At 73.1% G+C, this 13,000-nt stretch carries 12 protein-coding genes; 7 read left to right on the forward strand and 5 right to left on the reverse strand.

What is annotated here, in order from left to right; all coding sequences use genetic code 11:
* Positions 1-502: 502 nt before the first annotated feature.
* The 4 genes from WME75_RS15615 to aroA all read left to right on the forward strand — a co-directional run bounded on the left by WME75_RS15615 (position 503) and on the right by aroA (position 4,858).
* Entirely contained in the window at positions 503-1,003 is a 501-nt protein-coding gene (locus WME75_RS15615; RefSeq protein ID WP_437491411.1) for a hypothetical protein, read from the forward strand.
* Between the two features lie 961 nt (positions 1,004-1,964).
* Positions 1,965-2,516: a hypothetical protein gene (locus tag WME75_RS15620; protein WP_437491413.1), complete on the forward strand. Its 552-nt coding sequence runs from the start codon at positions 1,965-1,967 to the stop codon at positions 2,514-2,516.
* A 56-nt stretch (positions 2,517-2,572) separates the two neighbouring features.
* Positions 2,573-3,487: an isoaspartyl peptidase/L-asparaginase gene (locus WME75_RS15625; protein ID WP_437494829.1), complete on the forward strand. Its 915-nt coding sequence runs from the start codon at positions 2,573-2,575 to the stop codon at positions 3,485-3,487.
* 72 nt (positions 3,488-3,559) lie between these two features.
* Entirely contained in the window at positions 3,560-4,858 is a 1,299-nt protein-coding gene (aroA, locus tag WME75_RS15630) for a 3-phosphoshikimate 1-carboxyvinyltransferase (protein WP_437491416.1), read from the forward strand.
* 70 nt (positions 4,859-4,928) lie between these two features.
* On the opposite strand, the gene WME75_RS15635 is transcribed toward aroA, so the two are convergent.
* The 5 genes from WME75_RS15635 to WME75_RS15655 form a co-directional block, all read right to left on the reverse strand.
* A complete protein-coding gene (locus WME75_RS15635; protein ID WP_437491419.1) occupies positions 4,929-6,341 on the reverse strand; it encodes a hypothetical protein in 1,413 nt (470 codons plus the stop codon).
* Entirely contained in the window at positions 6,335-6,943 is a 609-nt protein-coding gene (locus WME75_RS15640) for a hypothetical protein (RefSeq protein WP_437491421.1), read from the reverse strand. The genes WME75_RS15635 and WME75_RS15640 overlap by 7 nt, the downstream gene beginning before the upstream one ends.
* 313 nt (positions 6,944-7,256) lie before the next feature.
* Positions 7,257-7,628, reverse strand: a complete 372-nt coding sequence (locus tag WME75_RS15645; protein ID WP_437491424.1) for a RidA family protein — start codon at positions 7,626-7,628, stop codon at positions 7,257-7,259.
* 33 nt (positions 7,629-7,661) lie between these two features.
* Positions 7,662-8,603, reverse strand: a complete 942-nt coding sequence (locus WME75_RS15650) for a hypothetical protein (protein WP_437491427.1) — start codon at positions 8,601-8,603, stop codon at positions 7,662-7,664.
* A gap of 35 nt (positions 8,604-8,638) precedes the next feature.
* On the reverse strand, positions 8,639-9,424 hold the full coding sequence (locus WME75_RS15655) for an alpha/beta hydrolase (RefSeq protein WP_437491430.1): 786 nt from the start codon (positions 9,422-9,424) through the stop codon (positions 8,639-8,641).
* Between the two features lie 649 nt (positions 9,425-10,073).
* On the opposite strand from WME75_RS15655, the gene WME75_RS15660 reads away from it, so the two are divergent.
* From WME75_RS15660 to WME75_RS15670, 3 genes are read left to right on the forward strand one after another with little or no spacing between them, the layout of a single operon-like run.
* A complete protein-coding gene (locus WME75_RS15660) occupies positions 10,074-10,637 on the forward strand; it encodes an RNA polymerase sigma factor (protein ID WP_437491432.1) in 564 nt (187 codons plus the stop codon).
* On the forward strand, positions 10,627-11,910 hold the full coding sequence (locus tag WME75_RS15665) for a FecR domain-containing protein (protein WP_437491434.1): 1,284 nt from the start codon (positions 10,627-10,629) through the stop codon (positions 11,908-11,910). The genes WME75_RS15660 and WME75_RS15665 overlap by 11 nt, the downstream gene beginning before the upstream one ends.
* On the forward strand, positions 11,907-12,968 hold the full coding sequence (locus WME75_RS15670; protein ID WP_437491437.1) for a hypothetical protein: 1,062 nt from the start codon (positions 11,907-11,909) through the stop codon (positions 12,966-12,968). Before WME75_RS15665 ends, WME75_RS15670 begins: the two co-directional genes overlap by 4 nt.
* Positions 12,969-13,000: the final 32 nt, after the last annotated feature.

A 13,000-nucleotide genomic window follows, 5' to 3' on the forward strand; every position in this document is an offset into this window, starting at 1 on the left:
CGGCAGCGCGCCCGGCGACGAGCGCTGCTGCCGCCGCCCCGACCCGCCGCTGCGGGCTGGAGCCCGTCGGCCGGGGCGACGCCGTAGGTGCAGAACGCACCCCGTCCCGGACGGGCTCCACGGGGGAGGCGGGGGCCACCTTAGCCGAAATCCAGGGAGTGTGGCGTTCTCGTTGTGGGAACCGTGCCAGGGGAGGGAAGCGCAGGAATCCGACGGGAAGCACGGGAAGCACGGGAAGCACGGGAAGCACGGGAAGCACGCGAGGCGATGGGAAGCAGGGGAAGCAAAGGGAGGCGACCGGAAGCACGGGAAGCACGCGATGCGACCGGAAGCACGGGAAGCACGGGAGGCACGGGAGGCGATGGGAAGCAGGGGAAGCAAAGGGAGGCGGTGAGCGCACCCAGGCGCCGCGTGTGACCTGGGCGGAGCCTTGGCGGTTCGACGTGCTGCGCAATTGAGCGGGCTTCCTCCGCCGAGCAGAGCTCGTGTATCGTCTCCCCTCGTGTCGAACGATAGTTTCTCTTCCGCTTCTTCGGGGGGCTCCGAGCGAGAGGGGGCTCGCGGTCCCTACGGCTTCCTCGTCCGGGTGGACGGCGCGCCGCCGCTCTGGTGCCGGGAGGTGCGGGGCTTCCACCGCGCCGCGGTGGCCGCGGCCGATCCCGACGCGATGCCCCCCGCTCAGCTCGTGCTCGTCGGCCTCGACGAAGCGACGCGCGCGTGGCTCGCGTCGTGGGCCGAGGACAGCGAGCGCGTGCGGCGCACGATGACGATCCGCAGGCTGCTCGACGACCGGGAAGCCACCGCGGTCGTGACGCTGGCGTCCTACGGCTACGGGGTCGAGACGGCGCTCGCCGTCGAGTCGGTCGTGGTGCCGGCGGGCGAGGGGCCCGCGGCCATCCTGCGCAGCGGCGTGCATACGAAGGAAGAGATCGACGCGATGCTCGCGGTCCTCGCCACGGCGCTGCCGGAGGCCGAGGAGCCGAGCTGGTTCATGCACGTGTAGCGGCGTGCGCTGGACCCACGCGCGCGCCGCGGCGCCTCCGGCGAGCTCGCCGCGCGCCGCGCCCACGCCCGCCGCTGCCGTCCGCGCGGCTGTTCCGCTCCGCCGGACACGTTCCGTCGGATGTGTTCCCGTGTTCGGACGCGCTCCGTCCGCTGCTCGCCCGCGCTCTGCGCGCAGCCCTCTGAAGCGCGCTTTGCGCCGTGCGCCATGGCCATGCGCCATGCGACGACGGGTGCTGCGCCTTGTCCGGCCTGGTCGCTCCGAGCGCTCTGCGCGCTGCGCCGGCGCGCGAAGCGAGGAATGAATGGAAGCGAGTCGCTTTCGATGTTTCGGTGCGTGAGCCCCTTGCTCGCCTGAACAGCGATGATAGGCTGGTCCTCGGCCTCGGACGGAGCATCAGCTCCAGGATGGTCCTGCCGTGGAGCACCACGGTGCTGGGGTCGACACCAGATCGGCGGGCTCTCCGCTGATCCGCATCGAACACCCTTGCCATGCCGGACGATCTCTTTCGATCCGGCGCGGGGTGCCGGCACGCCGGAGGAGGGATGGACACCATGCACAGTACCAGTGGCTCTTCTATACCGGAGGCTGGGAACAGCTGACCCTCGTGGAGCGTGACGCAGGGTCATCGGGGCCTTGCGATGACGCCTCCGCGCTCGGCCAGGTCCGGTGCCTAACAACCTGTTGATTGCCATCGCGACCTCCGCGAGACCGGCAGAGAGAGAATCGAGGGAGACTCAGGTCTTCCGGAAACGATTCTCACCGGGGCTCCGGGGTCGATCGCTCGTCGCGATGGGGCAGGGGAGGCGCCGCACAGGCGGGATCAAGCGGGGTCCAGAAGGCCTCCGGTAGAGGCCCACGGGACGGGTCGGGTGCAAGCGAAGCACCCGACCCGTTTTTTATTTCCATTGCCAGGCGCGCTTTTTTGTCCCTCGCCGCGCCCCTCTGGTAGGCGGGCTCGATGCGGATGCTGCTGCTCGCGTTGCTGCCGGTCGTGCTCCCGGCGTGCATCGACGCCTTCGGGGACGAGACCGCGGCGCAGGGGACCGCGCTCGGCACCTTCCACGTGGTCGGGACGCAGACGGCGAACACGTGCGGTGAGGGGGCGCTCGGGGCGACGCGCCTGTGGGAGTTCGATGTCGAGCTCGCGCGCGGCGAGGGCGCGCTGTTCTGGGACAACGGCGCCAGCGTCACCGAGGGCGTCCTCGCCGAGGACAAGGTGAGCTTCTCGATCGAGGGGCGCGTGCTCGTGGACATGCGCACCGGCGACGCGCCGCCGGGGCCGCCGTGCTCCGTCGAGCGGCGCGACCGGGCGAGCGGGGAGCTCGGCGACGCCGGCGACGACGTCGCGCGGTTCAAGGCGCGGATGTCCTATGCGTTTATGCCCACGGCGGGATCGCACTGCGAGAATCTCGTGGCCGGCGAGCTCAGCTTCGCTCCGGTGTTCGCCGCGCTGCCGTGCGGGATGGACTACGATCTCACGGCCAAGAGGAGCGCGCCTCCGCCCGAGTGAGCGCCGGGTGGGCGTGGACCGCCGGGCGCGCGCCGCGGTAGGGTGCCGCGAGCGTGATGCACGTCATCCATCATCTGGGCGGGCGCGGAGGGGAGCGATCCATCCTGGTGCACGGCGGCGCGGGGAACGTCGCCCCCAGGCGGCGGCCGCTGCACGCGGCGGGGTGTCTCCGCGCGGCGCGCGAGGGGGCGCGGGTGCTCGCCGAGGGCGGGAGCGCGCTCGACGCGGTCGAGCGCGCGGTGCGCGTCCTCGAGGACGATCCGCTCTTCAACGCGGGCACGGGGGCGGTCCTCAACGAGGAGGGCCACGTCGAGCTCGACGCGTCGATCATGGAGGGCCGCGGGCTGCGGGCCGGCGCGGTCTGCGCGCTCTCGGATTTCGCCGAGCCGATCGCGATCGCGCGCGCGGCGCTGGAGGACGGCAGGCACGTGCTCTACGCCGCCCACGGCGCCGCGAGGTTCGCGCGAGCGATGGGGTTCTCGCCCGTGGGCGAGGCGGCGCTCATCACCGAGGCCGCGCGGGAGGCGCTCGCCGCGGTCCAGCAGGGCGCGGGACGCGCGACCTCCTGGGCGGGCAGCACGGTCGGCGCGGTCGCGCGGGACGCGAGCGGGCTCACCGCTGCGGCCACGAGCACGGGCGGCACGGCGAACAAGCGGGTCGGGCGGGTGGGGGACTCGCCGCTCATCGGGGCCGGGACGTACGCCGACGACGAGGCCGGGGCCGTGTCGACGACCGGCTACGGAGAGGGGATGATCCGGCTCGCGTCGGCGCACTCCGCCGTGGAGCGGATGCGCGCCGGCTGCAGCGCCGCCGACGCCGCAAGGGGGATCATCGCGCACCTGGCAGAGCGGCTCGACGTGACCGGGGGCGTCATCGCCATCGACCGGCGCGGGCGGTTCGGGCTGGCGCGGTCGACAGAGACGATGTCGTGGGCGGCGGCCGGGGACTGGGGCGAAGAGAGCGGCGTGTAGCGCGCCGGAGAACCCGAGGCCGTGCTGGCGCACGTAGCCAGCGCTGCCATGAGGATCTAGTCTGCCGGCCCCATGATCCCTGCTGGTCCCTTGCCCGTCGTCCCGCTCTCCTCGCCGCCTGAGCTGATCTGGCGTGTCCCCGGCTCGAAGAGCATCACGAACCGCGCGCTCGTGCTGGCGGCGCTGGCAGAGGGCGAGAGCACGCTGGAGGGGGTGCTCCACAGCGACGACACGCGGCACATGCGGTCCGCCCTGGAAGCGATGGGGATCGGGATCCAGGACGCCGGGCCCGAGACGCTCGTGGTGCAGGGGGGTCGGCGGCGGCTGCGCGCGCCGGAGCGCGAGCTGTTCATCGGGAACAGCGGCACCACGGTGCGCTTCCTGGCGGCGCTCGCGTGCCTGGTGCCCGGCGAGGTGGTGCTGGTCGGCGACGAGCACATGGCCAAGCGCCCGATCGCCGATCTCGTCGACGGCCTGAGGCAGCTCGGGGCGGACGTGGCGTGCGCGACCGGATGCCCGCCGCTCCGGATCCGGGGCGGCCGGCTGGAGGGCGGCACCCTGACGATGCGCGGGGACCGCTCCAGCCAGTACTTCTCGGCGGTGATGATGGCCGGCTCCTTCGCCGAATCCGCCATCGATCTGCGCATCGCCGGCGAGCTGGTGAGCCGCCCGTACGTCGAGATCACGCGCCGCATGGTCGCGGATTTCGGCGGTCGAATCGACGAGGCCACGGGCGGGTTCACCGTCCATCCCTCCAGCGGGTACCGCCCGCGGAGGTACCCGATCGAGCCCGACGCGTCGTCCGCGAGCTACCCGTTCGCGCTCGCCGCGGCCGCGGGCGGCGCCATCACCGTACCCGGCCTCGGGGAGGGGGCGCTGCAAGGGGACTACCGGTTCGTCGAGCTCCTGGAGCAGGCCGGCGCGCGCGTGAGCCATCAGGCGGATGCCACCACGGTGCGCAGCGACGGGCGCCTGCGCGGCGTCGACGTCGACATGCACCACATCTCGGACACGGTGATGACGCTGGCGGCGATCGCGCCGCTCTTCGAGGGGCCGACGACGATCCGGAACGTGGCGAACATCCGGATCAAGGAGACGGACCGCCTCGCCGCCACGGTCGCGGAGCTCCGCCGCCTGGGGCAGGAGGTGACCCACGGCGACGACTGGCTCCGCATCGAGCCGCGCCCGCTGACGCCCGCGCTGGTGCACAGCTACAGCGACCACCGCATGGCGATGAGCTTCGCGATCCTGGGGCTGTGCCGGCCCGGGATCACGATCGAGAACCCGGCCTGCGTCGCGAAGACGTATCCGACGTTCTGGGAAGACGTCGAGCGGTGCCGCGGCGCGGTCGACGCGGCGCCTCGGGGGTAATCGCCCGGGGGAGCGCGGCGCTCTTCGCGCCGCGCTCCCCGAGCTCTTTGCCGCGTTCACCGCGCTCCCGCTACTGGCACTCGTTCAGGTGACACCGGCCGCTGCAGCACTGGGTGTCGAGCGTGCACGTCGTCAGGCGGTCCTGGCAGCAGCGTCCGGAGATGCAGCTCATCGGGGCGGGGCAGTCGACGCCGCCGTCGCAGGGCCCACCCGGCTCGATCACGCACCTGTCGCCCTTGCACTCGAAGCCGTCGCAGCAGTCCGCGTTCTCGTCGCACGCGCCGCTGCGCGCGCAGCAGCGCCCGCCCTCCCCGCACTCGAGGCCGTAGCAGCACGGGCGCGCGGCGTCGCAGGCCGCCTGCGCACCGCCGCAGCACTGGCCGAGGTAACAGGCCCCGTCGCAGCACTCCTCGCCCAGCAGGCAGCTCGTCCCGATGGCCCCGCAAGGGCCACAGCCGGTCTCGCGGTGGCACACGAGCCCCGAGCAGCAGTCGTCCTTGTCGGAGCAGTCCTTGCCCTCGGCGGCGCAACACGCCCCGTCCGCGCAGACGCCGCCGCAGCAATCGCTGGCCACCGTGCAGACGTGCTCCGAGCGGAAGCACGCGTCCGGCTCGCAGGTCCCGTTGCGGCAGGCCCAGCCGTCGCAGCAGTCGTCGGCGCGCTGGCAGGCGCCGCCCGTCTGGTGGCACTCGCAGCGCCCGTCGAAGCAGCCGCCGGTGCAGCAGTCGTCCGGGCGCGCGCAGCTCTCCCCGGGCGGCTTGCAGGCGCAGCGCTCGTCGACGCAGTCGAGCGCGCCGCAGCAGTCGCCGGGCGCGCTGCAGGCATAGCTGACGTCCGCGCAGGCGCGGCAGCTGCCTGCCGCGCACTCGAGCCCGGTGCAGCAGGGCGCCTCGTCGCTGCACCCTTGCTCCTGCTCGCGGCAGGCGAGGACGCAGGTGGCGGAGTTGCAGACGAGGCCGTTGCAGCAAGCCGCCCCGTCGCTGCAGCTCTCCCCCTGGCTCGCGCAGAGCGAGCTGCAGGCGCCGAAGGACGAGAGCCCGTCGCTCGACTCCTGGCACGTCAGGCCCTCGCAGCACGCGCCGTCGTCGCTGCACGGCTCGTCATCGCGGTTGCAGCGCGGCGCGTCGCAGCGCCCCGCCTCGCACGCGAGCCCCTCGCAGCAATCGGTGTCGCGGGCGCACTCCGCGTCCGTCGCGCGACAGCCCGGGCGGCAGCTCCCGGATTCGCAGCGAGCGCCCGAGCAGCACGCGCCGTCCGCGTGACAGGCCATGCCGGCGGGCGCGCACGCGCAGCTGCCTGCGATGCAACCGAACGAGCAGCATTCGCCGTGCTCGCTGCAGGCGTCTCCTTCGCGCCCGCAGTCCGGGGCCGGCTCCCACCGCGCGCCGCACCCGAGCGGCCCCCAGGCCCCCGCCGCGAGGCTCACGCAGAGCAGCGCGCCGAGCCACCCGAGCGCCGCGCCGCCCGCGTCTCGCCTCACCATTGGTACCCTCCCATCACGGCCATCTCGTAGGCCGCATCCGAGTTTTCCTGTCCGGAGAAGAGGATCCCGAACGGCTGGCCGCGGAGCACCCAGCCCGACGCGAAGCGGTACTCGAGGTGTCCGGACAGCCGCCCGATCACCGCGCTCGCATGCGCCCACTCGCCGGGCTGGAACGGCATGTCCGGCATCTTCACCCATGCGAAGGAGGGCCCCATGCCGAGCCCGCCGCCGGCCCCGAGGCGGCCGTCCTCGGTGGAGAAGATCGCAGCGTCGATCTCCGCGGTCGCGAGGAGCGCGAGCTCGTGGATCTCCAGCTCTCCGCTCGGCATCAGCCCGCCGAGCTCCGGCAGGGACACCGAGTCGTAGGAATACAGCGAAGACAGGTAGCCGCGCAGCGCGATGCCGTGCACCCACGGCAGCTGCCAGCCGACATCGAGGCGGTACCCGGCCACGGCGGCGCGGACCCAGGCGATGCCGGCGAGCGCGCGCGGGCCGCTCGTGGCCGGTAGCTTCGGCGCGGAAAGGACATCCGGCGCCACCTCGGCCGGCGGCGGGTCGCCCGTTCCCCCTGGAGCGGCGGGGACCGAGTGCGCGCCGTGCATGGGCGCCACGGGCGCTGCCCGGGCCGCCGCTGGCCCCAGCGACAACGCCGCGAGCGCGAGCGCGCCCAGCGGAGCGGAAAAACGTGCGGAGGACACAGGCGTCGTGAAGGTCATTCCGAGCTGCGCGGCAACCTAGTCGAAAGGGTAATCCAATGGAATCACCTCGACTCCCGAGCGGGAGCAATTCTCGATAGCTCACCGAGCCTCGGGCGGCGTGCTTGTTCGGCGAGGCGCCGGCGGTCCATGGACCGCCGTGAGCAGGATTCCGACGGTTCTCACGGCGCCTCGACAGGAAGAAGCCGGAGCCTGGACCTCACGAGATTGCGAGCACGGCCTCCACCTCGATCCTCAGATCCGAGGAGAAAAGCCCAGCCACTCGAACCAAGGAGCTGGCCGGCAGCGCGGCGCCATAGATCCGAAACAGCGTCTCTCTCAGCGCCGCGATGTCGTCGAAGCTCGTGACGAAGATCGTCACCTTGGCTATGGCCTCCAGGCCGACCTGCTCGGCGCGCGCGATGCTCGCGATCTGGGAGAAGATCGCCTCTGCTTGCTCGGCGACGCTGCCCTTCTGAGCGGGTGAGCCGAACGCCGTCAGCCCTGAAAGGAACAGAAAGCCGTTGTGCTTGACGGCATGAACGTACGGACCCACCGGATCACCCAGCGCAGAATAGTTCTTTCTCTCCACAGGTGCTCTCCTCGCCCGCCAGCGGCCTGACCGTCATTCTCCGGGGCTGGATTGTACCGGCGGCGCCGGCTCCTTGTGAAACATCCCGGCGAGGATCCGCTCGGCCGCGTCGGCCAGGATGTCGCGCGCGAGCCGGGTCTCCTCGCCGAAGAAGCGCGTGGCCACGCCGGCGTCGAGCGCGTGCGTGGCGAGGAGCGCGAACGCCTCCGCCTCGTCGAACGTCGCCTCGGCGGTCAGCACGCGCTTCCCCGGCCGGAGGCCCTCCTGGTCGAAGCGGCCTTGCCAGGTCTCTCCCAGGGTGACCGAGAAGTACTGCGCGGCCACGTTCCCCGGGCGGGCCATGTGCGAGACCGCGACCACGGCCCGGAGCCGCTCGCGCTCCTCGGGGGTCATGTCCCGCTTCCAGGCCTCGACGGTGGCGTGCATCGTCTCGATCTGGTCGCGCGCCGCGTCCTCGGCGTTGAGGAGGACGTCCGGGGTCTGCGCGCGGGTGAAGGCGGACAGCGCCTCGGGCGCGACGCTGCCGGCCGCGCTCGCCTCGTCGAGGAGCGCGAGCGACGCGTCCAGGATCCGGCGCTGGCGGGCGAGCTGCTCCTGGATGAAGCCGCGGCCATCGAGGTCGGCCGCGGCCGCGGCGATGCGCTGCCGGAGCTCGGCCAGCCGGCCCTGCGCGTCGCCGTCGAGCGCGCCCCGCCGGCCCGAGAGGAGCGTGTGGACGGCGAGCGCGGCGTGGGCGACCACCTTGAGCTCGTGGTAGCGCCGGGTGCGCGCGGGGCCCTCGAACCGCTGGCCGCCGCGCCGCAGGATGAGGCTGTCGTCGATCTGGGCGATGATCGGCTCGATGCTGGCGAGGACGGCCTCCCGGCGCGCGGCGTAGGCGTCGAGGAAGGCCTTGTTGAGGGCGCCGAGCGGGTCGGTGTGGGCCAGCGCCGCGCTCACCACCCGCGGCGCCCCGGAGGACGCGCGCTCGACCATTGCGCGAGCTCCATAGCACGCGCGCGGGCCCGATCTCAGGGGCGCGGCGGCGCGTTCGCGTCGAGCGCGTCGAGCGCGTCGAGCGCGTCAAGCCAGTCGAGCGCCTCATCCATGACCCGCTCGGCGTCCGGCATCTCTCCATGGCGCGCACCGGGCATCTCCCGATAGACCGCCGGGATCTTCGCCGCCATGAGGCCGCCCGCGCCCTCCTTCATGCGGTACTTCGCGTCGAGCTCGCCGCTGATCATCACCGCCCCCCGGATGTTCCGGAGGCGCGCGGCCGAGGGCGTCGTGGGCGCGCCGAGCAGCACGAGCCGCGCGTACCGCTCCGGCCAGCGCTCCGCGAGCCGCTCGGCGATGTAGGCCCCCTGCGAGTAGCCGATGACGACGAGGTCCTCCGCCTCGCCCCCGCACGCCGCCAGCGCGTTCCGGATGCGCCGGTCCTGCGCCTCGGGGTCGGGCGAGTACTTGCTGAACACGCCGTCGCCTCCGCAGGGCACGTCGCCCTGGAGCCCGAGCACCCCGCCGTGCTCGCGCGCCGCGCCCTGGAACGCCTGCACGTAGCCGAGCCCGTGCCCGCACATGCCGTGGAGGAAGACCATCCGCGGGCACGCGCCGCCCCGTCCGGTGACCACGAACGCCGGCAGATCGCCGGGCACGGCCATCTCGGTCGCCACGAGCGGCGGATCGACCGCGCGCGGATCCATGGCCGGCGCCGCCTGCTCCGGGCGCTCCTGCGCGAGCGCACGCTCCTCCTTCCCACACCCCGCCGCGAGCACGGCGAGGCTCAGCCCTGTGATGGCTACAGCGGAAATGTTCATCAATATGGCGTTGTGCCAGGACCGGCCGACCGCAAGCGGTCCACTTCACGACGGGAATCTTCCGTCCCCGCGCTATTTGCTCTCGTGGTGAGCCGGTTCGAGGGCGCGCCGCTACTGCCTGACAGACGTGCGCTTGGCTGGCTGGGTCGAAGTACCCACCGAGATCCTTGCGACCTCCGCGGACATCCGTGGTGGTCGCCGTGCCGGGCATCCGGGTAACGCAGCTCAGGAGCGTCCGAAGCGATGTCGACTTCACTCAAGGTCATCTGGTGGGCCGTTGCCGCAGTCCGGGTGTACAGAAACCTCGCTGCCGGCTGCCTCGCGCGGCTCGCGAGCCCTACCGCGCGAGCCGCGCGCTGGAGGGGTTGAGGCGGCGCCCGCACCACCGTCGCAGAGCAGATATCTCGGGAGCTCACCGGCCTGCGCGCCCTGGCGCCCCACCGCGCCGATAGCCGCTCTCGCCCTGGTTGCCGGAGCGACCTCCCCGGCCGTGCGCGCTGACCGCCTTGCGCCGGGAACCTCGGCTCGGTACTGTGCTCGCTCATCACGACCGATCTGCGAAGTCACGAGCCCTCGGAGCGATGACGTTGTGCGTAGAGCCAGCCTTGCCATCGTTCCGTCAGCGCGTGCCGGTACTGATGAAAGTGACGTGGTGCGCGCGCTCATGGCAGGAGAGCCGTGGGCGGCAGCCGCGGTGTGGAACGCGCATGCGCCCAAGGTGTTCCGGATCGTCGCGCGCGTGCTCGGGCCCGGCGCCGACGCAGAGGACGTCACCCAGGAGGTCTTTGTTCGCGTGTTCTCCAGAGTATCGGGGCTGAGAGACCCCGATGCGCTGGGGAGCTTCGTGTTCTCGGTGACCGTTCGACTCCTGAAGTGGGAGCTCCGCCGCAGGCGCGTGAGGCGCATCCTCCAGCTCGCGGACACGGCCGAGCTCCCGGAGCAGGCGGTCGAGCCGGCGGACAGCGAGGCGCGCGAGGCGCTGGGCCGCCTCTATGCGATCCTCGACACGCTGAGCGCAGACGACCGGACCGCATTCGTGCTCCGCCACATGGAGGGGATGAGCCTGCCGGAGATCGCGGAGGCCACCGGGAGTTCGCTGGCCACCGTGAAGCGCAGGCTCAGTCGGGCAACGGAGCGCGTGTCGTCCCAGGTCGAGAAGGACATGTCCCTCGCCGCTTACTGCATGAGAGGGGAGGCGCGGGATGACGCTTGACGACGAGAAGGACCCGGCGCTCAGCCCGACGGCCGCGCGCGCGGTCGAGCTCGCTCGCCTGTCGCTCGGCATGATGTCTCCCCAGCAGCGTGTCCAGGGGCTGCTCCGCCTGACGGAGCGGACGGCGAGGCGCCCGGGCTTCCGGCTGTCGCCCCTCCGGGTCGGAGCGCTCGCGCTCGCCGTGGCCGCCGCGGTCCTGCTCGGCGTCAACGGGTGGCAGCGAGGAACGCGCTCCGATCGGCTCTCCGATCGGCTCTCCTACGAGGTGGAGGGCGGCGCCGTGCAGCAGGACGGCTCCGTCCAGGCGGACACATCGAGCCGTCCGAAGGTCCGGTTCTCCGACGGCACCGAGGTTCAGCTCGCCGAGATGGCGCGCGCGCACATCGTGTCGGTGAACGAGCAGGGCGCCAGGGTCGCCCTCGACCGGGGAGAGGTCCACGCGCGCGTGGTCCATCGGTCGGAGGCGCAGTGGCTGTTCGATGCGGGGCCGTTCCTCGTGACCGTGACCGGGACGGCCTTCGCGCTCTCCTGGGCGCCGGAGGACGAGCGCCTCGATCTGCGGCTCGAGAATGGCGCCGTCGTCGTCAGCGGGCCGCTGTCCGGCGAGCCGATCGCGGTGCGCGCCGGGCAATGGCTGACCCTGCGGCAGCGCACGGGAGAGGTGCTCCTGCGCGATCTCGATCTTCAGCAGGGCGCCGCGGCGTCGCCGGCGCCGGCCCCGTCGTCGTTCGACCCCGCCGAGGAGCCCAGCGCAGCGCCGGTTCCGGACCCGCCCGGGACGCCCGCTGCGGCGCCCGCGGCCGAGCCGAGGCGCGACTGGGCCGGGAAGCTCGCGGCCGGGAAGCTCGACGTCATCGTCGACGAGGCGCAGCGCCGCGGGCTCGACGCCTCGCTCGCGCAGAGCAGCAACGAGGAGCTCTCGGCCCTCGCGGACGCGGCGCGTTACACGCGGCGGAACGACATCGCGCGGCGGGCGCTCCTCGCCCAGCGCCGGCGCTTTCCGGCGACGCAACGGGGCAAGGAGGCGGCGTTCTTGCTCGGCCGGCTCGCGGAGACCCAGGAGGGAGGCGCCGCGGCGCTCGCCTGGTTCGAGACCTATCTCAAGGAGGCTCCGCAGGGGGCGTACGCCTCCGAAGCGCTCGGGCGCAAGATGGTGATCGTGCAGCGGCTCCACGGCGACGCGCAGGCCGAGACCGTCGCGCGGGCGTACCTGCGCCGGTTCCCGGGCGGAACCTACACGCAGGCAGCGCGGGCCCTCGCTCGGACGCCGTGAGGTTCGCGCGGGCGCAGGCGCTGGCCGGGGCCCTCACGCTCCTCCTCCTCTGCGCGGCGAGCCCCGCGGCGTCGGGGGAGCCTGCGCGTGTGGTCCTCGTGCGGCCCGGCGCCGCCGATCCGTCGATCTCCGAGGCGCTGATCCGCATCCGCGGGGAGCTCGTCGCCGATGGATTCGACGTGGTGCTCCTCGATGCGCAGTCGGCCTCCGCCCCCCGGCCGACGATGGACGACGCCGGGCAGCAGGCCGGCTCCGCGGCCCTGATCGGGCTGTTCCTGGCGCCGGATGGTCAGGCCGCCGAGCTCTGGGTGGTCGACCCGCGGACGAACGAGACGCTCGTGCGGCGGATCGACACGCGCGGCGAGGCGCGGGAGCATATCGTCGAGGTGCTCGCGGTGCGCGCCGTCGAGCTGCTCCGCGCGAGCCTGCTCGAGCTCCTGATGTCCTCGCGGCGCTCCGCGGCGCCCGCTGCCGCATCGCCTCCGAGCGAGGTGAGCCGGGAGGTGTCTCGACGGGCAGAGCGGTCGCTCGACCCGCCGCGCCGATCGATGTGGGGGGCCGAGCTGGGGGGCGGGCTCCTCGCGAGCCCGGGCGGCATCGGCCCGGCGCTGCTCCTCATCGCGCGCCTGCGCGTCGCGCCGCTCGGTCCGATCGAGGGGCGCCTCTCGCTCGCCGGGCTCGGGACGGCGCCGCGCGTCGCTGGGCCGCAGGGCAGCGCGACCGTGCAGCAGCGGTTCGGGCTCGTCGAGCTCGCGGCGCTCCCGTGGCCCGAGCTGCGCTTACGCCCGAGGTTCTCGGTGGGCCTCGGGGCGCTCCACGTCGCCGTCGACGGCGAGGCATCGTGGCCGTACCGGGGGGTCCACCGCGCGCAGTGGGCGTTCGCCGCGGACGCCGGCGCCGGCGTCGAGTTCGGGATCGTGAGGCGGATCGACGTCGTCGTCGAGGCGCACGCGCTCGTCGCGCACCCGTATCCGGTGGTCCGCTTCGTCGAGACCGAGGCGGCGCGCGGCGCGCGCCCGGCGCTGCTCGGCAGCCTCAGCCTCGTGGGGTGGCTGTGATCGGAGGACGAGCGGCGTCGCGCCGCGCGCCC

It is taken from the genome of Sorangium sp. So ce1014 (assembly GCF_051521505.1).
Taxonomy (GTDB): Bacteria; Myxococcota_A; Polyangia; order Polyangiales; family Polyangiaceae; genus Sorangium.

Excerpts from the sequence above, each read along its gene's own strand:
- WME75_RS15665 (WP_437491434.1), top strand. The coding sequence starts at position 10,627 with ATGACGCTTGACGACGAGAAGGACCCGGCGCTCAGCCCGACGGCCGCG.
- aroA (WP_437491416.1), top strand. The coding sequence starts at position 3,560 with ATGATCCCTGCTGGTCCCTTGCCCGTCGTCCCGCTCTCCTCGCCGCCT.
- WME75_RS15625 (WP_437494829.1), top strand. The coding sequence starts at position 2,573 with ATGCACGTCATCCATCATCTGGGCGGGCGCGGAGGGGAGCGATCCATC.
- WME75_RS15635 (WP_437491419.1), bottom strand. The coding sequence starts at position 6,341 with ATGGTGAGGCGAGACGCGGGCGGCGCGGCGCTCGGGTGGCTCGGCGCG.
- WME75_RS15620 (WP_437491413.1), top strand. The coding sequence starts at position 1,965 with ATGCGGATGCTGCTGCTCGCGTTGCTGCCGGTCGTGCTCCCGGCGTGC.
- WME75_RS15655 (WP_437491430.1), bottom strand. The coding sequence starts at position 9,424 with ATGAACATTTCCGCTGTAGCCATCACAGGGCTGAGCCTCGCCGTGCTC.
- WME75_RS15650 (WP_437491427.1), bottom strand. The coding sequence starts at position 8,603 with ATGGTCGAGCGCGCGTCCTCCGGGGCGCCGCGGGTGGTGAGCGCGGCG.
- WME75_RS15640 (WP_437491421.1), bottom strand. The coding sequence starts at position 6,943 with ATGCACGGCGCGCACTCGGTCCCCGCCGCTCCAGGGGGAACGGGCGAC.